The 20,733-nt window shown below is 64.5% G+C and carries 19 protein-coding genes; 5 read left to right on the forward strand and 14 right to left on the reverse strand.

Features of this window, described 5'->3' with window-relative positions:
- Nucleotides 1–475: 475 nt before the first annotated feature.
- The 3 genes from hemE to RP6297_RS14780 all read right to left on the reverse strand — a co-directional run bounded on the left by hemE (nucleotide 476) and on the right by RP6297_RS14780 (nucleotide 4,345).
- Nucleotides 476–1,579 carry a uroporphyrinogen decarboxylase gene (hemE, locus tag RP6297_RS14770; RefSeq protein WP_009239572.1) on the reverse strand — a complete coding sequence of 368 codons (1,104 nt, stop codon included), beginning with the start codon at nucleotides 1,577–1,579 and terminating at the stop codon, nucleotides 476–478.
- A 94-nt stretch (nucleotides 1,580–1,673) separates the two neighbouring features.
- Nucleotides 1,674–2,159, reverse strand: a complete 486-nt coding sequence (locus RP6297_RS14775; protein ID WP_009239571.1) for a cupin domain-containing protein — start codon at nucleotides 2,157–2,159, stop codon at nucleotides 1,674–1,676.
- 383 nt (nucleotides 2,160–2,542) lie between these two features.
- On the reverse strand, nucleotides 2,543–4,345 hold the full coding sequence (locus RP6297_RS14780) for a methyl-accepting chemotaxis protein (protein WP_037028119.1): 1,803 nt from the start codon (nucleotides 4,343–4,345) through the stop codon (nucleotides 2,543–2,545).
- 385 nt (nucleotides 4,346–4,730) lie between these two features.
- Here RP6297_RS14780 and RP6297_RS14785 point away from each other — a divergent pair, with 385 nt between their 5' ends.
- On the forward strand, nucleotides 4,731–5,660 hold the full coding sequence (locus RP6297_RS14785; RefSeq protein ID WP_009239569.1) for a sterol desaturase family protein: 930 nt from the start codon (nucleotides 4,731–4,733) through the stop codon (nucleotides 5,658–5,660).
- 1 nt (nucleotide 5,661) lies between these two features.
- Here RP6297_RS14785 and RP6297_RS14790 read toward each other — a convergent pair whose 3' ends face one another.
- Entirely contained in the window at nucleotides 5,662–6,543 is an 882-nt protein-coding gene (locus RP6297_RS14790; RefSeq protein ID WP_009239568.1) for a LysR family transcriptional regulator, read from the reverse strand.
- Between the two features lie 99 nt (nucleotides 6,544–6,642).
- On the opposite strand from RP6297_RS14790, the gene gstA reads away from it, so the two are divergent.
- The 3 genes from gstA (at nucleotide 6,643) to RP6297_RS14805 (ending at nucleotide 8,915) form a co-directional block, all read left to right on the forward strand.
- On the forward strand, nucleotides 6,643–7,281 hold the full coding sequence (gstA, locus tag RP6297_RS14795) for a glutathione transferase GstA (protein ID WP_009239567.1): 639 nt from the start codon (nucleotides 6,643–6,645) through the stop codon (nucleotides 7,279–7,281).
- 196 nt (nucleotides 7,282–7,477) lie between these two features.
- Complete coding sequence (pstS, locus tag RP6297_RS14800) at nucleotides 7,478–8,539, forward strand: phosphate ABC transporter substrate-binding protein PstS (protein ID WP_009239566.1); 1,062 nt, start codon at nucleotides 7,478–7,480, stop codon at nucleotides 8,537–8,539.
- Between the two features lie 172 nt (nucleotides 8,540–8,711).
- Entirely contained in the window at nucleotides 8,712–8,915 is a 204-nt protein-coding gene (locus RP6297_RS14805; protein ID WP_009239565.1) for a DUF3562 domain-containing protein, read from the forward strand.
- Between the two features lie 14 nt (nucleotides 8,916–8,929).
- Here RP6297_RS14805 and RP6297_RS14810 read toward each other — a convergent pair whose 3' ends face one another.
- The 3 genes from RP6297_RS14810 to RP6297_RS14820 all read right to left on the reverse strand — a co-directional run bounded on the left by RP6297_RS14810 (nucleotide 8,930) and on the right by RP6297_RS14820 (nucleotide 11,632).
- Nucleotides 8,930–9,877: an alpha/beta hydrolase gene (locus tag RP6297_RS14810; protein ID WP_009239564.1), complete on the reverse strand. Its 948-nt coding sequence runs from the start codon at nucleotides 9,875–9,877 to the stop codon at nucleotides 8,930–8,932.
- 130 nt (nucleotides 9,878–10,007) lie between these two features.
- Nucleotides 10,008–10,469 (reverse strand): CoA-binding protein, encoded by a 462-nt coding sequence (locus RP6297_RS14815; protein WP_009239563.1) that lies wholly within the window; start codon nucleotides 10,467–10,469, stop codon nucleotides 10,008–10,010.
- A gap of 20 nt (nucleotides 10,470–10,489) precedes the next feature.
- Nucleotides 10,490–11,632, reverse strand: a complete 1,143-nt coding sequence (locus RP6297_RS14820) for an RsiV family protein (protein ID WP_009239562.1) — start codon at nucleotides 11,630–11,632, stop codon at nucleotides 10,490–10,492.
- 608 nt (nucleotides 11,633–12,240) lie between these two features.
- Here RP6297_RS14820 and RP6297_RS14825 point away from each other — a divergent pair.
- A complete protein-coding gene (locus RP6297_RS14825) occupies nucleotides 12,241–14,634 on the forward strand; it encodes a DUF6600 domain-containing protein (RefSeq protein ID WP_009239560.1) in 2,394 nt (797 codons plus the stop codon).
- 106 nt (nucleotides 14,635–14,740) lie between these two features.
- Here RP6297_RS14825 and RP6297_RS14830 read toward each other — a convergent pair whose 3' ends face one another.
- The 7 genes from RP6297_RS14830 to atpE form a co-directional block, all read right to left on the reverse strand.
- A complete protein-coding gene (locus RP6297_RS14830; protein WP_009239559.1) occupies nucleotides 14,741–15,157 on the reverse strand; it encodes a F0F1 ATP synthase subunit epsilon in 417 nt (138 codons plus the stop codon).
- A gap of 91 nt (nucleotides 15,158–15,248) precedes the next feature.
- The gene (gene atpD, locus RP6297_RS14835) at nucleotides 15,249–16,652 is read right to left on the reverse strand and encodes a F0F1 ATP synthase subunit beta (protein WP_037028786.1); all 1,404 of its coding nucleotides are present in this window, start codon (nucleotides 16,650–16,652) and stop codon (nucleotides 15,249–15,251) included.
- A gap of 42 nt (nucleotides 16,653–16,694) precedes the next feature.
- Complete coding sequence (atpG, locus tag RP6297_RS14840) at nucleotides 16,695–17,570, reverse strand: F0F1 ATP synthase subunit gamma (protein WP_009239557.1); 876 nt, start codon at nucleotides 17,568–17,570, stop codon at nucleotides 16,695–16,697.
- A 76-nt stretch (nucleotides 17,571–17,646) separates the two neighbouring features.
- On the reverse strand, nucleotides 17,647–19,188 hold the full coding sequence (gene atpA, locus RP6297_RS14845) for a F0F1 ATP synthase subunit alpha (RefSeq protein ID WP_009239556.1): 1,542 nt from the start codon (nucleotides 19,186–19,188) through the stop codon (nucleotides 17,647–17,649).
- Nucleotides 19,189–19,273: 85 nt separating this feature from the next.
- On the reverse strand, nucleotides 19,274–19,810 hold the full coding sequence (locus tag RP6297_RS14850; protein ID WP_009239555.1) for a F0F1 ATP synthase subunit delta: 537 nt from the start codon (nucleotides 19,808–19,810) through the stop codon (nucleotides 19,274–19,276).
- A 2-nt stretch (nucleotides 19,811–19,812) separates the two neighbouring features.
- On the reverse strand, nucleotides 19,813–20,283 hold the full coding sequence (locus RP6297_RS14855) for a F0F1 ATP synthase subunit B (RefSeq protein ID WP_009239554.1): 471 nt from the start codon (nucleotides 20,281–20,283) through the stop codon (nucleotides 19,813–19,815).
- Nucleotides 20,284–20,389: 106 nt separating this feature from the next.
- Nucleotides 20,390–20,656, reverse strand: a complete 267-nt coding sequence (gene atpE / locus RP6297_RS14860; RefSeq protein ID WP_003262709.1) for a F0F1 ATP synthase subunit C — start codon at nucleotides 20,654–20,656, stop codon at nucleotides 20,390–20,392.
- Nucleotides 20,657–20,733 lie beyond the last annotated feature (77 nt).

Raw genomic sequence — 20,733 nt, forward strand, 5'->3', positions numbered from 1 at the left:
CCGTGGCCGGTTCGATGTTCAAGTATTACTTGAGGTTTGTGGCTTGGCGCCATGATCGGCGACCGTTTTCCGGGCTATCCACATAGCCTGTGGATAACTTTGTTGAAAAGTCGCCTGCAGTCTCTGCGAAGGCCAATGGACTCACCGTTTTTCTAGCTTGCACGATTTACGCGCACACGCCTTTCTTTCAGAAAAATCAAACACTTATGCGTTGGGTGCACACAGCCTTCCCTGTTGCGCCGCGGAAAGAACCAGCCGCGACAGCTTTGTGCATAAGTCAAGTCTTGACAGCCGGGTTACGCACCAGAAAGCACGAAATAAATCGCTTGACACCCCTTTCGGGCCAGATGGGGCCACCGGCACGCAAGTAGTCACTCACCCCTAATGCACCAAAGCGGCGAAGATTCAACTCGTGCCCCTGGCTTCACGCACGGCTGCGGCACGATTCAAACGCTATCGCGCCGCAGCATTGATCTCAACCGTGTGACTTCGCTTTCGTGCGCAGCGCGCGGCTGAAGCTGTGCACCTCGTCCACCAGCACCGACACCGCTTCGGGCGGTGTGAACTGCGAGATGCCGTGGCCGAGGTTGAAGATGTGGCCGTCGCTGCCGCCGCGGGCTGCGTAGTCTTCCAGCACGCGACGCACTTGGGCACGAATCGCTTCGGGTTCAGCAAACAGCACCGTCGGGTCCAGGTTGCCCTGCAGGGCAACGCGCCCTGCCGTTCGCTGGCGCGCAAGCTGCAGGTTGACGGTCCAGTCCACACCCAGCGCGTCGGCACCGGTCTCGGCCATGGCTTCGAGCCACAGGCCACCGCCCTTAGTGAAGAGGATGACCGGCACGCGCTGGCCGTCTGCCCCGGCGCGAATACCATTCACCACGCGCGCCATGTAAGCCAGCGAGAACTGCTGATAGATGCCATCGGCCAAGGCACCGCCCCAGGTATCAAACACCTGCACAGCTTGGGCACCGGCATCGATCTGCGCGTTGAGATAGTCGATCACGGCTTGCGCGTTGATCTCCAGGATGCGGTGCATCAGGTCCGGGCGCGCATAGAGCATCGACTTGACGGTGCGGAAGTCGTCCGAGCCGCCGCCTTCGACCATGTAACAGGCGAGCGTCCACGGGCTGCCCGAGAAGCCGATGAGCGGCACACGCTGGCGGCCGTCCTGCACGAGCGCACGGCGGATTTCCGCCACGGCGTCGAACACGTATTGCAGAGACGACATGTCCGGCACCGACAGCGCCGCCACATCGGCTTCCGTGCGCACCGGCTTGGCAAAGCGCGGGCCCTCGCCCTGTGCAAACGACAGCCCCAGGCCCATGGCGTCGGGCACGGTCAGGATGTCGGAAAACAGGATTGCCGCGTCCAACGGGTAGCGATCCAGCGGCTGCAACGTCACCTCGGTCGCATACGCCGGCGACTTGGCCAGGCCGAGAAAGCTGCCGGCCCGCGCGCGCGTGGCGTTGTACTCGGGCAGATAGCGGCCCGCCTGGCGCATCAGCCACAGCGGCGTGTAGTCGGTGGGCTGGCGGCGCAGGGCGCGCAGGAAGGTGTCGTTGGCGAGCGGTGCGGACATGGCGATGGACTCTTTGGGAGGGCGCCATTGTAAGGGATGGTGTTTTTATCCCGACCTGACCCAGGCCAACATGCCGAAGATCAGGGCGCAGATATCACGGCACCTTGCGCGTATCGCCGGCGCGCTGCGGCGGCAGCTTGATCGCCATCGATTTGAAGTCCGTGCTGGTGGTCAGCGTTCCGTGCACCACGCCACGGGGGATCACGATCAGATCGCCCGCCCGGACCTCGCGCGGCGCGTTGTCGAGCCAGACGGTGGCCGTGCCCGACATCACATACTGGATCTCGTCGGAGTACGTGTGCGTGTGCTTGGCCACGGTGCCGACCTGGACGCCCACCGTGCCATTGGCCGCCGTCACCAGCGTCTTGGTGCGCAGCGTACCCATCTCGGCGATGACCGGGCCGATCTCGTCCGGGGCCATGCCGCCCATGTTGATGATCTGCGCCGAGAGCGGCGGTGCCGAGGGCGGTGCCGCTGCCGCAGCCGGTTGCGACGCTTGCGCAAACGCGCCGGCGCAGCCGGCAAAGATGGCGGCGGCAGAAACCGACCGGATCACGGTAACAGGACGATGGCGATGCATGATGGCTCCTCATGACGCGGTCGCCGCAAAGGCGCGGCGATCCGTGGCGCGTTGATTGGCTCATTCGTTTGGCGCGCTCGCGGCGATTGTCGCATCGGCACACAGAGCCATTGACCTAGGGCGATTCCCGAGAACGTGCCCCTCGTACGCAAACCGGCTCGCCCTTACGGACGACCCCACACCCACCGCAAACGCGCAGCGGCGGATAGGGTCGAGCGCCACCGACGCGCGGCCACTAAGAATCAGTACATTTGGCATGCAGGCGGAGCGTTGACGTCAGGCAACGTCCGCCACAGGTGAAAGGCGCGGGGAAGTTGCCGAGGCTCCATGCCAGGCAAGGGAGCACCCGGCCCGGGCGCATTGAAGAGGGGGGAGATGACGCGTCAGGCGCTGCGCAGTTTGAACAGCCCAACCGTGCGCGCCAGACCGTGCGCCTGTTCGTTGAGCATGGACGATGCAGCCGTCGACTGCTCCACCAGCGCGGCGTTCTGCTGCGTGGCCTGGTCCATCTCGGCGACGCTGCGATCGATCTGGCTGATACCGGTGCTTTGCTCATGCATCGCGCCGTCGATCTCGCCGATGATGCGCGCGACACGCTCGATGCCCTGCACGATTTCCTGCATCGTGGCGCCCGCAGCCTGCACGCGTTGCGCGCCGGTCTTCACGCTGGCCTCCGATGCCTGGATCAGGTCCTTGATTTCGCGGGCGGCCGTGGCGCTGCGTTGCGCCAGCGTGCGCACCTCGCCGGCCACCACGGCAAAGCCGCGGCCGTTCTCGCCGGCGCGGGCGGCTTCCACCGCGGCGTTCAGCGCGAGGATGTTGGTCTGGAACGCAATGCTGTCGATCACGCCAATGATTTCCGTAATGCGCGCCGAAGACTTGGCGATCTCGTCCATCGTGTTGACGGCGCTGGAGACGACTTCGCCGCCGCGCATGGCGGCCTCGCTTGCGTCGCTGGCCAGGCGCGTGGCCTGCACGGCCGCATCGGCGGAGTTCTTCACGCTGGTCGTCAGCTCCGTCAACGCGGCAGAGGTTTCCTGCAGGTTGCTGGCCGAAACCTCGGTGCGGTTGGACAGGTCACGGTTGCCCGCTTCGATCTCGCCCGTGGCGGACTTCATGCTGTCGACGCTGGCGCGCACTTCCAGCAGCACTTCGCCGATCTTGTCGATGAACGTGTTGAACGAGGCGCTGATCTGGGCGACTTCATCGTTGCCGACCACGGGCAGGCGGTGCGTCAGGTCGCCTCCGCCGGAGCCGATGGTGTCCATCGCATCGCGCACCTGCGACAGGCGGCGGAACGACTGCGACGTGAAGTACGCGGCGATGCCCACGGCGGCCAGCGTCAGCAGCACCATGGCCACGGCCAGCGCCTTGACGACGTTGCGCAAACCGGCGGTGGCTTCGGCCTTGTCCAACGCAATCACGAGATACCAGTCGGTGCCCTGCACAGCCTGCGCCTTGAGCAGCTTCGGCGCACCGGCCAGTTCAACCTCCAGCGGCGACGTCGCCTTGGCCAGGTTGGCGAGCGTCTCGGCGGTCAGCGATGCCGCCACGTCGGTGGCCGGCTTGAGCATCAGTTTTGCGTCGGGGTGGGCAATGACCTGACCGTCCTTGGCGACCACGAAGGCCAGGCTCGACGGTGTCGGGTGAACCGCTGCCACCACCTCGCGCACGCCGTCGAGCGGCACGGCACCGGAGAGCGCGCCGGTGGTTTCGCCGTTCTTGACGAGCGGCGCTGCAAACGAAACGTACGGCACGCCGGTCGACACGTCGCCGTAGGGCTTGGTGACGAGCAGTTGGCCTGCGGCAAGGGCCTGCTTATACCAGGGGCGGGCCGTCGGGTCGTAATCCTTCGGCGTGGTGGCGCTGGTGGAGATGAAGCTCTTGTCGGTCCAGCCGATCGTGATGATGGGGAAGCCGTTGGCGTCGCCCATGTGCTTGCCGAAGCCTTGCGGGTCACCATGCTCGATCACGCCCGCGGTGGCCTTGACGGCCTGCGCCTTCGCCGCGACCCATTTGTCGATGGCGAGCGTATTGCCGCTGGCGATGGCAGCCAGGTTCTGGTCGATCGATTCCATCGTGTTGGAGCGCACGATGGAATAGGTGGCAGCGCCGGACAGCGCGAGGGCGCCGACCACCGTAGCCGATGAGATGAGGAGAATTCGGGTGCGGAGAGAGGAGATCATGATTCTTCTAGGCCAAACCTTTTCCATGAATCTGACTGCGTACGGTATTTGCCGTAGCGCCCTCCAGAACCGACTGCTGGCTGTCGGGGGCCACTCAAGCTGCTACGGCACCGCACACGCGAACTTGAGGCGGCAAAACCCGTTTCCACGAAAGGATGGGGGTGAGAAAAGGCAAAGCCCCGCGTGATTGCCCAGGCAATCGATCGTGTTGAAACACGCGCTCATGCACGAGGCCCTTCAAATCGACCCCGCCTGCGGAAACCGCAACAACACTTGGGCGCGTTGAACACGTTGTAAGACACCCCGGCGTCAGCCCCGATTGCCGCCCCGGCACCGTTTGCAGTACCGACGCTGGCATTCCCTACGCAGCCGGGAGCCCAGCGCCATGGCCGTGCTGTTCACCATCCTGAAGATTGCCGTCGTGCTCGTGCTGGTGTCGTCACTGGCCGAGGCGATCGTGCTGTCATTGAGAAACGGCTTGGGTAGCTACGACTGGAAGGCTGCCGCCGTGTCGGTGGTTGATTTTCTGGTACGCGAGTACCCACTACGCTGGCTGCTGCCGCTGGCGTTCTGGACGCAAGGCCTGGAATGGGTCTACCAGCATCGTCTCTGGACGCTGCCGATGGACCACTGGACGGGCTGGGCCGCATGCTTTCTTGGCCAGGAGTTCTGCTACTACTGGTACCACCGCGCCGCGCACCGGGTGCGCTGGTTCTGGTGCACGCACGCCATCCACCATTCGCCGAATGACCTGAACCTGTCCGCCGCCTACCGCTTCGGCTGGACGGGCCGGTTGACCGGCACGCTCGCGTTCTTTGCGCTGGCGCCTCTGCTGGGCATGCCGCCGCGCATCGTGCTGATGCTGCTGTCGCTCAACCTGCTGTACCAGTTCTGGATTCACGCCACCTGGATCCCCCGCCTCGGGCCCCTGGAATGGGTGCTCAACACGCCGTCGGCCCACCGTGTGCATCACGCGTCCAACCTCGAATATCTGGATGGCAATTACGGCGGCGTGCTGATCGTGTTCGACCGGCTGTTCGGCACCTACATCCCCGAACGCAAAGACGTGCCGTGCCGCTACGGCCTCGTGCGCCCGATGCGAACGTACAACCTGCTGGTGATCGAATTCGCGCACTGGCGTGCGCTCTGGCACGACCTCAAGACGGCCCGATCGGCCAGCGAAGTACTGGGTTACCTGTTCCGCCCGCCGGGCTGGCGGCCCGACGGCCATGGCGAAACGACGGAGGATCTGCGTCGCCGCGCCGAGCTCATTCCTGACGAGCCCGCCGTCGCACCGGCCGTTGCTGCCAACTGACCTACGGCAACCGCAGCGTCTGCGCCAAGTGCCCGTACACCACGGCAATCCGCCGTAAGTGGCGCGATTCCGGATGGGTCAGCAGCCACAGTTCCGATTGATTGGCATCTTGCAGATCCCGCAGCGGCACCAGATCGCGGCGCTCCTGCGCCATCAGCAGGGGAAGGATCCCGACGCCCACCCCCATCCCCACCATCTCGGCCGCGATCAGCAGGCTGTTGACGAAGTACGTGGGCATGACCTTGGGGAAATGGCGTTTGCGCCAACCCACCGACGGGTGATCGGGAATCGCGTCGTCGACCGCCACCCACGGCGTGCGGCCCGCTTCGACATCGGCGTAGGTGATGCCGCTTGCGCGCCCGGCGTATAGCCCCACGCGAATCGAGCCGATGCGTTTGCCCACCAAATGCTGGGGCGGACGGTGCGTGGCCCGCACGGCAATGTCGGCATCGCGCCGGGTCAGGCTGGCCAACTCGTTGCTCACCCGGAGGTCGTAGCGCAGATGCGGATGCTGAGCCTGCAGCGCCTTCAACGCGGGCGCGACCAGGCCGACGAGGATGGTGTCCGTAGTGGTGATGCGTACCGTGCCCGACACCTGATCCGGAACCGCATGCACCGCCGATCGCGCGGCCTCGAGCGCCGATTCCACCTGCTCGGCCTGTTCCGCGAGCGCGTGCGCCAGGTCCCCCGCCAAGTAACCCGTGCGCGACCGCGCGAACAGCGTGGTGCCCAGCCCGCGCTCGATGCGCTGCAAGGACCGGAATACCGTGGAGGCATCCACGCCAAGCCGTTCGCCGGCCGCTGCCAGCGTGCCCGTACGCACCATCGCCAGCACGATCTCAAGGTCTGCCGCGCTCAATCGGTATTGCGTTTGTGCAAGCATGATTTGCTGCTCCGCCTATTTCAATGGCACTGGCGCAATCCTACAGTGTCGTCACCGCCGCCGTTGGCGGCTTCCCAACCTGTTCACGAGACGATGACCATGAAGCTCTATTACTCCGCTGGCGCCTGCTCGCTGGCCGTGCATATCGCCCTGCGCGAAGTGGGTGCGCAGTTTGACCTGACCGCCGTCGACCTGACCAAGCACCTCACTGCTGACGGCACGGATTTCTATACGATTTCGCCGCGCGGTTACGTGCCGCTGCTGGAACTGGCCGACGGCTCGCGCCACACCGAAGGCGCTGCGCTGCTGCAATATGTGGCCGACCTCGACCCGGCGCAGGCGTTGATCGGCAAGCCTGGGAGCGCGCACCGCCTGGCCGTGATCGAATGGCTCGCCTTTGTCAGCACCGAACTGCATAAAGGCTTCGGCCCGCTCTGGTACAAAGACACCCCCGAAGCCACGCGCCAAGGCGCTAAAGACAAGCTGGCCAAGCGCTTTGCCGAACTCGACGCGCGCCTTGCCAAACAGCCATACCTGGCCGACACCTACAGCGTGGCCGACGCCTACGCCTTTGCGGTGCTGAACTGGACGAACATCCTGGCGCTGCCGATGGGCGCCTATCCGAATGTGCAGGCGTATATGGCCCGGGTGGCTGCACGGCCGCACGTGGTTGAAGCGTTGACGGCGGAAGGCCTGATCAAGGCCAGCGAGGCCAACGAGGCCAGCGCCATCGCCTGATCCGGCGCCAGGGAGGGATCGGCGGGGCTTAAACAAAACCGCTGATCCCACCCCCTACTCCGCCTAACGTTTGCGGAACGTCTTACAACATATCCCCATGTTGTAGATAGGCTCTATCTGCGTGAGATGGCGCGTTGTCACACTTGCGTCGCTACAATCGCATGCTTTGCGTTTTCTGCAGTCCGCAGGTCTCCCCATGTTCAAGCACGTTGTTTTCGCCCTGGCCGTTGCGGTTGCGGGCTTGCCGGTCCTCGCGCGCGCGGAAGTGCGCGGCGCAGGTTCGACCGCCGCTGCGCCGGTCTATCGTGTCTGGTCGGCAGGGTATGCCGCATCGTCAGGCGTTACGCTCAGCTATGACGCGGTGGGCTCGGGGGAAGGCCTGAAGCGCATTCGCGCAGGCGCCGTGGATTTCGGTGCGTCCGACGTGCCACTCTCCAGCGCGGACGCCGCCAAGGCGGGCCTCGTCTGCGTGCCATCGGTGGTGACGGGTGCGGTGCCGTTCGTGAATCTGCCGGGCGTGCCGCGCGGTCAACTCAAATTGACGGGCGAACTGCTGGCGCAGATCTTCCTCGGCAAGGTCGAGAGCTGGGATGCGCCCGAGCTGCGCGCGCTGAACCCCGGTGTGACGCTGCCCAAGCTGAAGATCCATCCGGTCGTGCGCGCCGATGGCTCAGGCACGACGTACCACTTCACCGACTATCTGAGCGCAGTCAGCGCCGACTGGAAAAGCACGTACGGCACCAAGTCGACGATCAACTGGCCGGCAGGCTTCACCGCGGCAAAGGGCAGCGGCGATGTGGTCAAAGCGGTGCAGGCCACGCCCGGCGCCATCGGTTACGTCGACTACAACTACATCCTCGACAACGACCTGAGCGGCGTGCAACTGCGCAATGTGGCAGGCCGCTTCGTCAGCGCCCAGGTGAGCGGCTTCCGCGAGGCCGTGATGCAGAGCGCGTGGAACCGCAAGGGCGACTTTACCGCGCCCTTGGTGAACCTGCCGGGGGCGGAGACGTGGCCGATCACCATGGGCACCTTCATCGTCGTGCCGGCAGTCAGCGCGTCGGGCCCGCGCACGCTGGCCGCGCTGAAGTTTCTGACGTGGGGTTACTTCCACGGCGACGAGCTGGCCGCGCGTGCGAAGTTCGTGCCGTTGCCCGAGCGCGTGCAGGCGATTGCGTATCGTGAGCTGGCCCGCGTGACGGACGTATCGGGTGCTGCCATCGGCCTGCAGAGCATGCCCGCGAACTGGGGGAAATGATCCTCGCCGGTGCAGTGTCTGCAACAGCAACAGCACCGCTGTGATGCCGCACGGGCTGCCCGCTGAAAGCTTTGCAACAAGGCTGGATTGTTCCGGCGCGTTTCCTATAGTGATGACTCGCCGCGCACGACAGCCCCGCGCGTCACTGCCAAAGCAACGACGGGAGGGAATCATGGGCACCGCCATCGCAGACCAGGACGAGCAGATCCAGCAGATCGCACAGGACACCGGCGCACCGGCCGATCTCGTCCGCGAGCAGTACATGCAGACAATGCGCACATTGGCCGCCGATGCCAGCGTGCACGACTATCTCTCGCTGTTTGTCACACGCCGGGTGCTCGCTGCGTTCCGCCAGCGCCGCACGCCGACGCGCTAAGCCCTGTCCCTCGCTTACTCCCCGCTGATCATTCCCACGAATGCATGCGCCGCGCGGCGCATCCATTCGCGTGCGCGCTCTGCCTCGAACTGGATGCGCGCAAAGGCGTGCGTCATGCCCGAGGCTTCGATGGTGATGACCTGGGCGCCGTGCTGCACGAGGTAGTCGGCGTATTGCAGGCCGTCGTCGCGCAGCACATCGTGGGCGGCCACGATGACGACCGTATCAGGCGGCGTATAGGCTGGCGGGCGCGCCATCAGGAAGATGCGTGGGTCCTGCTCGGCGAGCGGTTTGGCGAGCGCTTCTGCGCCGATGTATTTCTCCCAGTACCAGCGCATTTCATCGCGTGTGAGGCCAGGGCCTTGTGCAAACGCGTTGTAGCTCTCGCTGCCGAAAGCCGGCGTGGTGACGGGGTACAGCAGGAACTGCGCGTTGACGAGACCAGGACGCATGCCCTGTGCAGCCTGCACCGCGAGATGGCCGCCCGCGCTGTCGCCGCCCACCGCGATGAAGTCCGGAGCGAAGCCGAGGTGCGCGCGCTGCTCCGCCAGATACACGAGCGCGTCGCGTGCATCGTCGGCCGGCGTGGGAAACGCGTGCTCGGGCGCAAGGCGGTAATCGACACTCACCACGACGCAACGTGTGTCCTGCGCCAGCAATGCAGCAAGCATGCGGTGCGTTGTGCGCGGTGCGCCGACCACCCATCCGCCGCCGTGAAACCACACCAGCAAACGCGGCGTTGCCACACCCTTCGGACGAAAGACGATGGCGTCGAGCGTGCGCCCGGCAAGCGGCAGGCTGAGATCGGAAACTTCAACGCCGTCGGGATCGGGACGATCGGACACAGCCGCAATCGCCTCGAATCGTGCGCGCTGTGCGGCGGCATCTTCAGGTGGCGGCAAGGCGCCGAACTGTTCGGCAAGACGTTGGTAGAACTGCAGGATGTGCGGATCGACGGCCATGATGTAAGCGGGATGCGATGACCGCCCAAGTGTAGCGCGCCGCGCTGGCTTCAATCGCCCGATAGGTCAGGAATCCGAACGGCAGGAGCGGCAGTGCCGCCGTGTCTCTCACGGGGCATCGGTACAGCATTCATTCTTGCTCGCCAATACCGAGTCGCCAGTGTTCGATCTTTGTGCAGCGGTCTTGCACTGCCGGAATGCCGGCGTTGCGCGCCACGGCCATCGCCTCGTCGTTCACGATGCCGAGCTGCACCCAGATGCCGCCCACGCCCAACGTCACGGCTTCCTGCACCACGGGCAGAACCTGTTCTGAGCGACGGAAGATATCGACCAGATCGATGCGCTGGCCCGCGGCGGCCAGGGTCGTCGCCGCTTCAGTGAGCGTGGCATAGCAGGGCTCGCCGAGCACGTCTTCGCCCGCGTGCAGCGGATTGACGGGCACGATGCGATAGCCGGCCTGCTGCAGATAGCGCGCCACGTCATAGCTGGGCCGCGTGGGGCGCGGCGACAGCCCGACCACGGCGATGGTCTTGCCTGACAGCAGCCCGCGCATGGTGGCTTGTTCGTCGACGTAGGAAGGATAGGCGGACATGGTTGGCGATGCAGAGGCAATCAGGTTATGGGCCGCTTGCAAGCGGTGCCCAGGTCGTCGAAGCGCACGGCGGCATGGAACGCGCCCGACGAATACGGCCCCACCTCATACGGCCCGTAGTGCACGACGATACGGTCACCTTGCAGCGTAAACGGAAACGCGGCGTTACGCAGGTCGCGCTCCTTCAGCGCGCCGCGTGGCGCATCAGGTGCGCCTTCGCGCTTGAGCGCATCGACAATCTGCGTATTGAAACTCTGCAGGCAGGCGGGCGTGGGTTTCAGCATTTCGGCCAGGGCGATGGGCTGAAACCCTTGGCCGGTGCGTCGCCAGTTGCCGGCCGTGAAGCTGTAGTTGCCATGCGCGCCGCCGCTGTACGCCCACACCATGCGCAACAGGCTCACGGTGTCGCCCAGGCCGACGGCGCTGATGCGGACGACGCATTCGGTGTCGTATTGGTCGCACTTGCGCACGCGCAGCGACTGGATCAGCGCGTCGACGGCGGCATCGCCCGTCACTGGATAGCGCTCGGTCAGCTTGGCCTGGCCGAAAGCGCCTGTGAACTCGTGATAGCGCGCCACGCGCTTGAGCGTGAAGGGTTGACTGCGGCCACCATCGCTCCAGGTGCCGGTGGCGGTGGAACCGTCGGCCGACAGCGCACCAGAGAGCGTGCCGCCCTCGCGCACGACGGGCTGACCAGCCGAATCGAGCGCTTCTGCGCGCTCACGCCACACGAAGCGGCGCTCGGGTACGTTGCGCCCTTCGATGGTCCAGAGGGTGCGGCCCTGAGGCCGGTCGTCGTAGGCTTCGCCAGTCAGCGTGTCGGCCACCGGGTCCTTGTCCGCGTCCTGCTCTCTGGGTGGTGGGTCGTACACGTTCAGCCAGACATTCCACCCTGGGCTGTCGGCGCCTTTTCCCACCGTGCCCTGCCAGAAACTACCCGCCAGACGCTCGTGCTGCTCTTTCGCTTTTGCAAGAGGGGCAGTTGGTGCAGAAGCAACAGGTGCGGAGGCTGCCGGCGCACTCGTCGAGCTGGCAGGCGCAGCGGCGGCCGCTTCTGTGCCGCCCTGTGCGGCCCCGACCCCGCCAAGTGCCCCGATCAAGGTAACAAAAACGCCGGCTCTCACCGGCTTCCGCAACACATGGTGCAGCGCATGCCTGTGCATGCCTCCCTCCTATCAAAGCGACACCCCAGACTAGGACACGCCCTGCTGGTTCGCCTTCTTCCAAGCCCCGTCTGCCTAAGCGGCAAAACGATGGGACTGTGCAGGTGCAGCAGGCGTTCCCCGGATATGCCAAAGAAGCGAATTGGGGCGCACACCAAGCGGCTTTTACCACGCTTGCATTCGATTGCAATCCGACACACTTTGTTACGCCTCGGCGCCCACCCCTCACCCACAATGCCTTCGCACCTCAGCGTTTGTGTCCAAATGTTGTGCGCCATATCGGGCGCCGGATGACCTATCCGCCTGGCACGCTCGTGACGACACAGTCGCCGGTGCAAAGTTACCCCTCCTTTCGAATTGACCCCTCGAAGGGATTTCCCGTCCGCGCGGTGCTCCCCGGCCCGCGCGTTTTTTTTGCGTGCGCAATTCGCGCGCCTGCCCGACAGCTTCCCGCCTCTCGCGAGCGCCCTGGATCCAGCCGATACATCTGTCGGTTGCCTGCTGCCGCGAAACACGCTCTTACAAAGGCAAGTCGACCCCTCGCCGCCTGCCGCGTTAAATGGAGACATCCACGCGGCACAGGCCGCCATAAAAACGAGGGCCTCATCATGTCTAAGGTTTCCCGTCGTTCCCCTCTCTCCTCCGGTGTACGGCTGCCGTATGTGTTGCGCGCGGTAGGTGTTGCCGCCGTGCTGCTGGTCTGCGGTGCGCAGGCCGCGATGGCAGCCGATCCGGCTTCACGGGTGGCGCGGCTGTCGGACTTTTCGGGCACGGTGAGCTTCGCGCCCGCGGGTTCCGACGACTGGGCGGGCGCCTCGCTCAACCGCCCGCTCACCACGGGAGACCGCCTGTGGTCCGACCAGGGTAGCCACAGTGAGCTCCACGTCGGCTCCACAGCGTTGCGCCTGGGCCAGAACACCGGCGCCACGCTCGTCGACCTGGACGACCGCAACACGCAGGTGAAGCTCACGCAAGGCGCGCTGTCGGTACGCGTGCGGTCGCTGCCGGCCGATCAGACCATCGAGATCGATACGCCCAACCTGGCGTTCACCCCGCAGGCACCGGGCGAATACCGTCTTGACGTCGCCCCCGATGGTTCCAGCACGACCGTCACCGTGTGGCACGGTCAGGGCACCGCCTACGGCGACGACCGCTCGACCCCGCTGGGTGCGGGTCAACAAATCCGCTTTGGCGGCACGGACCTCGCCGAGGCCGGTGGCACCGGCAATCCCAGTCGCGACGCCTTCGACCGCTGGGCCGAATCGCGCGACGCCCGCGAAGACGCTTCCGTGTCCGCCCGCTACGTCGGCCGCGAAATGACCGGCTACGAAGCCCTCGACGACAACGGCACATGGCGTGAAGAAGACGGCTACGGCGCCGTGTGGGTGCCGCGCGCCGTACCCGTCGGCTGGGCACCGTATCGCACAGGCCATTGGGCCTGGGTTGCGCCGTGGGGCTGGACGTGGGTGGACGACGCGCCGTGGGGCTTCGCCCCCTTCCACTACGGCCGCTGGGCGTACGTCGGCTCGACCTGGTGCTGGGTACCGGGGCCGGTCGTGCCCCGGCCCGTCTATGCGCCGGCGCTCGTCGGCTTCGTGGGCGGCGGAGGCGGCGGCGGCGTGAGCTGGGGGATCAACATCTCGATCGGCTCACCCGGGGTGGCATGGTTCCCCCTGGCGCCGGGCGAGGCGTATCGCCCGGTGTATGCGGCCAGCCCGACCTACGTAACGAACATCAACCGCACGGTGGTGGTGAACAACGTCACGATCAACAAGACCATCATCAACAACACCACCAACGTGACCAACGTTCGCAACGTGAACCAGGTCACCTATGTCAATGCCAACAACCCAGCCGCACTGACGGCGGTGCCAGCCAAGACTTTCGTCAACGGGCAGCCGGTCGGTCCTGCCATGACGCATCTGCGACCGGAACAATTGCGCGCGCAGATGGCGCGTGCACAGTTTGTGTCGACGCCGGCGCTGGCACCGGTGCGTGCCAGCCTTGTGGGCGCAGCAGCCAACGGCGGGCCGCATCAATTGCCGCCGCCGCAGGCATTTGCACGCCAGGCGATCGCGGTGCGCGCGCCTGCCGTGCCGGCAGGCGGGCACGATGCGTTGGCAGAGCGGTTCCGCTCACAGGGCGGTGCGCTGCCGGGCGCTGGCCCGGCCTGGACGGGCGGCAATGCGGGCACCCGCATCGCGCCCGTGCGAGATCAAGCCAGTGCCGGAATGCCGCCCGCTCCCATAGCTGCGCAGGCAGCGGGGCTCCGTTTGAGTCGCGCCGCGCAGAATGGGCAGAGTGCGCCTGCACGCGCCGGTGGCGAGCCTGGCCGACCGCCGGAGCAGCACGGTGCGAACGGGCCACAAGGTTTGATCGGCTCGCCGAACCCGCAAGGTGCGCAGCCCCAGCACGGCGGCCAGCCGGCGCCGGCTCCGCAGGCGCTGATGGCGCCGGGCTCGATCAATCGTCCGCGCCCGCAGCCGGGTGCCGCGGCACCGCAGGAGCGCCCTGCCCAACCGCAGACCGCGCAGGCACCGCAAGGGCCGGCCGGCATGACGACACGCCCACCGCAGCGCGAAGGCGCACCTGGTACGCCGCGTGACGAACGCCATGCCTTTGAGCCGCGCCCACAGCTGCCGCAAGCGCCGCAACCTCAGCCTCAATCGCAGCGCGGTGGCCAGGAGCCGAATCGCTTCAACGGCACCCCGGCACGGGCCACGCAAGAGCACCCGCACAACGAGCCGCCGCAGCCGCAGGTGCACGCCCGGCTGGAGCCGGAGCAGCGCCGGCCGGAACCGCACATGGAAGCCCCGCGTCCGGCACCGCAACCCCATGTTGAGATGCGCCCGCCGCAACCGCAGGCCCAGCCACGTCCATCAGAGGCCCGCCCGCCACAACCTCAACCGCAGGCCCAACCGCCTCGGCAGGAACACCATGATGCCCAACCGCATCCGCAAGGCAATCGCGGTGAGGAAAAGCACGAAGGTGAGCACCGCTGAATAGGGCGCCTTGCCCTTGATAGGCAAAAAAAAGCAGCCCTTCGGGGCTGCTTTTTTCGTCTGCGCTCGTGGCCGATGACACTGGCCAGCACACACTTGACTTGCCTTAGCGCTTGCGACGCAGGCGCGCGATCGCTGCAAGCTGCGCAGCTGCCACGGCCAGTTCACCTTGCGCACGGGCCAGATCCAGGTCGCTGCTTTGGTTTTGCAGCGCCTCTTCGGCTGCACGCTTGGCTTCGTTCGCCTTGGCTTCGTCCAGGTCGTGACCGCGGATTGCGGTATCGGCCAGCACGGTCACCTTCTTCGGCTGCACTTCGAGAATGCCACCGGCAACGAACACGAACTCTTCGCCGCCGTCTTCCTTCTCGATGCGCACGGCGCCCGGCTTGATGCGCGTGATCAGCGGCGTGTGGCCGGGCAGAATGCCCAGCTCGCCGGCTTCACCAGGCAGCGCCACGAACTTGGCATTGCCGGAGAAGATCTCGTGCTCAGCGCTGACGACGTCTACATGAATGGTTGCCATCTCGATTCCTTTGCTCAGAAAAGCGGCTTCCTGAAGGGGCTTCAGGAAGCCAGTACTGGCCCCGGCTCACGCACGGTGCCAGACGTTGCTCTTACTGGAGCTTCTTGGCCTTCTCGAAGGCTTCGTCGATCGAGCCGACCATGTAGAACGCCTGTTCCGGCAGGTGATCGCACTCGCCGTCCACCAGCATCTTGAAGCCGCGGATGGTTTCCTTCAGCGGCACGTACTTGCCCGGCGAACCCGTGAACACTTCTGCAACGTGGAACGGCTGCGACAGGAAACGCTGGATCTTACGAGCACGGCCCACAGCCAGCTTGTCTTCCGGCGACAGTTCGTCCATGCCCAGAATCGCGATGATGTCGCGCAGTTCCTTGTAGCGCTGCAGCGTCTTCTTCACGCGGTCGGCGACTTCGTAGTGCTCCTGGCCAACCACTTGCGGGTCGAGCTGGCGCGACGTCGAGTCGAGCGGATCCACTGCGGGGTAAATACCCAGTGCAGCGATGTCACGCGACAGCACAACGGTCGAGTCCAGGTGCAGGAAGGTCGTTGCCGGCGACGGGTCGGTCAAGTCATCGGCAGGCACGTACACGGCCTGGATCGACGTGATCGAGCCGGTCTTGGTCGACGTAATGCGTTCCTGCAGCTTGCCCATTTCTTCAGCCAGCGTCGGCTGATAGCCCACGGCGGAAGGCATACGGCCCAGCAGTGCCGACACTTCGGTACCGGCCAGCGTGTAGCGGTAGATGTTGTCGACGAAGAACAGGATGTCACGGCCTTCGTCGCGGAAGCGCTCGGCCATCGTCAGGCCGGTCAGCGCCACGCGCAGACGGTTGCCCGGCGGCTCGTTCATCTGGCCGAACACCATGGCCACCTTGTCGAGCACGTTGGAGTCCTTCATTTCGTGGTAGAAGTCGTTGCCCTCACGGGTACGCTCGCCCACGCCAGCAAACACCGACAAGCCCGAGTGCTGCTTGGCGATGTTGTTGATCAGCTCCATCATGTTCACGGTCTTGCCGACGCCGGCGCCACCGAACAGACCCACCTTACCGCCCTTGGCGAACGGGCAGACCAGGTCGATCACCTTGATGCCGGTTTCCAGCAGGTCCACCGACGGCGACAACTCGTCGAACTTCGGGGCCTTCTGGTGAATGGCGCGCTTCTCGTCGGACGCGATCGGACCAGCTTCGTCGATCGGGCGACCCAGCACGTCCATGATGCGGCCCAGCGTGCCGTGACCGACCGGCACCGAGATCGGCGCGCCGGTGGTCGCCACACGCATGCCGCGACGCAGACCGTCGGACGAACCCAGCGCAATGGTACGCACCACGCCGTCGCCCAGCTGTTGTTGCACTTCGAAGGTCAGGCCCTTCTCGGCGAACGAAGCGTCGTTGCTGTCGTCCAGCACCAGCGCGTCGTAAACCTTCGGCATCGCGTCGCGCGGGAACTGAATGTCCACCACGGCGCCGATGCACTGCACGATATTTCCGTTTGCGATACTCATTTGTATCTCCAATAACTTGATTCTTTGCCGTGGCTATCAGACTGCAGCTGCGCCGCTGACGATCTCGGACAGTTCCTTCGTGATCGCTGCCTGACGGGTCTTGTTGTAGACCAGTTGCAGTTCGCCGATCACGTTCTTTGCGTTGTCCGAAGCCGCCTTCATCGCCACCATCCGGGCCGATTGCTCGGAGGCCATGTTTTCGGCCACCGCCTGGTACACCAGGGCCTCGACGTAACGGGTCAGCAACTCGTCGACCACCGTTTGCGCGTCCGGCTCGTAGATGTAATCCCACGAGTAGGCCTGCTTCTCGGCGTCGCTCTGCGCGAGCTTGTCGGCGGTCAGCGGCAGCAGCTGCTCGACCACCGGCTCCTGCTTCATCGTGTTGATGAAGCGGGTGTACGCCAGGTACACGGCATCGATCTGACCTGCGTTGAACGCGTCCAGCTGCACCTTGATTGCACCGATCAGCTTTTCCAGATGCGGCGTGTCGCCCAGATGCACGACATTCGAGACGACCTTGGCACCGACGCGGCCAAGGAACTGCATACCCTTGGTACCGATGGCGGTGGTTTGCGTCTCAACGCCCTTGTTCTGCAGATCGCGCAGTTGGGTGGTGACGGCACGCAGCACGTTGGTGTTCAAGCCACCGCACAGGCCTTTGTCCGTCGTCACCACGATCAGGCCGGCACGCTTAATGTCGCGCGCCACCATGAACGGGTGCTTGTACTCCGGATTGGCCAGTGCCATGTGCGCGGCCACGTTGCGGATCTTCTCGGCGTACGGGCGAGCAGCACGCATCCGTTCCTGCGCCTTGCGCATCTTGGATGCGGCGACCATTTCCATCGCCTTGGTGATCTTGCGCGTGTTCTGCACGCTCTTGATCTTGGTGCGGATTTCTTTTGTTCCGGCCATTTCTTCCTCTCCGTTCAGTCCTGGTCACGCAGGCCGAATTTCTCAACCTCGGTGACCAGTTCCGGGAATGACGCGGTTAGAACGCGGCGGACTTCTTGAAATCCTCGATCGCGGCACGCAGGGCGGCCTCATCTTCCTTCGACAGATCCTTCGTATCTTCGATGCGGTTGATGAGATCGGCGTACTTCGTCTTCAGCGTGTCGTGCAGGCCCTTTTCGAAAGCCAGGATGTCCTTCACGTCCACGTTGTCGAGGAAGCCGTTGTTGGCTGCATACAGCGACGCGGCCAGCTGCCACACCTGCAGCGGCTGGTATTGCGGCTGCTTGAGCAGTTCGGTCACGCGGCGGCCGCGCTCGAGCTGCTTGCGGGTCGCTTCGTCCAGGTCGGAAGCAAACTGCGCGAACGCAGCCAGTTCACGATACTGAGCCAGGTCGGTACGGATACCGCCCGACAGCTTCTTGATGACCTTGGTCTGAGCAGCACCACCAACGCGCGACACCGAAATACCGGCGTTGATTGCGGGGCGCACACCGGCGTTGAACAGATCGGTTTCCAGGAAGATCTGACCGTCGGTAATCGAGATCACGTTGGTCGGAACGAACGCGGACACGTCGCCGGCCTGCGTTTCGATCACGGGCAGTGCGGTCAGCGAACCGGTCTTGCCCTTGACTTCACCGTTGGTGATCTTTTCGATGTGATCAGCGTTCACACGTGCAGCGCGCTCCAGCAGACGCGAGTGCAGATAGAACACGTCGCCCGGGTAGGCCTCACGGCCAGGCGGGCGGCGCAGCAGCAGCGAAACCTGACGGTACGCCCAAGCTTGCTTGGTCAGATCGTCATACACGATCAGGGCATCTTCGCCGCGGTCGCGGAAGTATTCGCCCATCGTGCATCCGGCGTAGGCCGACAGGTACTGCATGGCAGCCGAATCGGAAGCGGCGGCAGCCACCACGATCGTGTATTCCAGCGCGCCGTGCTCTTCGAGCTTGCGCACCACGTTGGCGATCGTCGAAGCCTTCTGGCCGATTGCCACGTACACGCAGAAGATACCCTTGCCCTTCTGGTTGATGATGGCGTCGACTGCAACAGCGGTCTTGCCGGTCTGGCGGTCGCCAATGATCAGCTCACGCTGGCCACGGCCGATCGGCACCATGGCATCGATCGACTTCAGGCCGGTCTGCACCGGCTGGCTCACCGATTGACGTGCGATCACGCCTGGAGCGACCTTTTCGATCACGTCCGTCTTCTTGGCGTTGATCGGGCCCTTGCCGTCGATCGGCTGGCCCAGTGCGTTCACCACGCGGCCCAGCAGTTCCGGGCCAACCGGCACTTCCAGAATGCGACCCGTGCACTTGACTTCGTCGCCTTCGGAAATGTGCTCGTACTCACCCAGCACCACAGCGCCGACGGAGTCGCGCTCGAGGTTCAGCGCGAGGCCGAACGTGTTGCCCGGGAATTCCAGCATTTCGCCTTGCATCACGCCCGACAGGCCATGAATGCGGCAGATACCGTCCGTCACGGAGATGACCGTGCCGGTGTTCTTTGCGTCAGCGCCAGCCTTCAAGCCCTCGATACGGGTCTTGATCAGGTCGCTGATCTCGGAGGGGTTCAGTTGCATCGAATGCTCCTAATTCTTCAATCTGTCTGCGGGCGCGCTACGTCGATGAAATCGCCTCGATTCATCGGCGCCTCGCGGAGCAGCATTACGCGGCGGTCAGCGCAGACTGCATCTGCGTCAGGCGCGCGCGCACCGAGGTGTCGAGCACTTCGTCGCCAATCTGCACACGCACGCCGCCGATCAACGAAGGATCGACGCTCACGTGAGCCTGCAGCTTCTTGCCGAACTTGCGTTCGAGCGTGGCGACCAGTTCGGTCAGGGGCGCGCCCTCAAGCGGGAACGCACTGGTGATCTCGACGTCGGCGGCGCCTTCACTGGCATTCCGCAGCACATGGAATTGCGCGGCAATTTCCGGCAGCAGCGACAGACGCTTGTTGGCCACCAGCAGGCCAACCAGTTCCTTCGCCTCATGCGAAACCGGAGATTTCAGCGCCGACAGGAAGATCCCCGCCACATCGGCTTTGGAGAGCTTCGGATCATCGGCGACTGCCTTCATGTCGGGCACGGCAGCAATTTGCCCCATTTCCGACACGAGCTCAGACCATGCACCCAGATTGCCGGCCTTCGCCACGCGGAACAGCGCCTCTGCGTACGGACGGGCAACGGTTGCGAGTTCTGCCATGATTACAGCTCAGCCTTGAGTTGATTGAGCAGATCGGCATGGACCTGCGCATTGACTTCACGCTTGAGGATCTGCTCGGCACCCTTGACGGCCAGCGTGGCAACCTGGTCGCGCAGCGATTCACGCGCGCGCACGGTTTGCTGCTCGGCTTCGGCCTTGGCTTGCGCGATGATGCGCGCGGCTTCGGCTTGGGCGTTTTGCTTGATCTCTTCAGCGCTCATCTGGGCACGCTTTTCAGCGTCCGCGATGCGTTGCGCGCCTTCATTGCGCGCTTCGGTCAGTGCCTGCTCGACCCGCTTGTTGGCCAGCTCCAGCTCAGCCTTGCCCTTATCGGCAGCGGCCAGGCCATCGGCAATTTTCTTCGCGCGTTCGTCGAGCGCCTTCACCAGGGGTGGCCAAATGAACTTGGCAACAACCCACCACAGGATGAAGAACACGACCATCTGCGCGACGAGTGTGGCGTTCAGGTTCATGGTGTGTTCCTTTCGGTATTGAGACTACGGATCAATGCACGAAGCGGCGAGGGTTACGCGGTGCGTTCACCCAGGCCGCCTCCGGCATCATGCAGACCGAAAAGAATTACTTGATGACCGACAGCAGCGGGTTGGCGAACGCGAACAGCATGGCCACACCAACACCGATCAGGAATGCCGCGTCGATCAGGCCAGCCAGCAGGAACATCTTCGTTTGCAGCGGGTTCATCAGTTCAGGCTGACGTGCGCACGCTTCGATGTACTTGCCGCCCATCAGTGCGATGCCGAGGCAGGCGCCGATAGCACCCAGGCCGATGATGATGCCGATACCGATGGCGGTCAGACCTTGGATGTTGGCGAGAAATGCTTGCATGATGACTCCCTTTTACGTGAAAGACTAAGAACTTGAGAACTTGGAAAAATCAAACGGAACCGGAGAACCTGAACCGC

The sequence above is a fragment of the Ralstonia pickettii genome (assembly GCF_016466415.2).
GTDB classification, from domain to species: domain Bacteria; phylum Pseudomonadota; class Gammaproteobacteria; order Burkholderiales; family Burkholderiaceae; genus Ralstonia; species Ralstonia pickettii.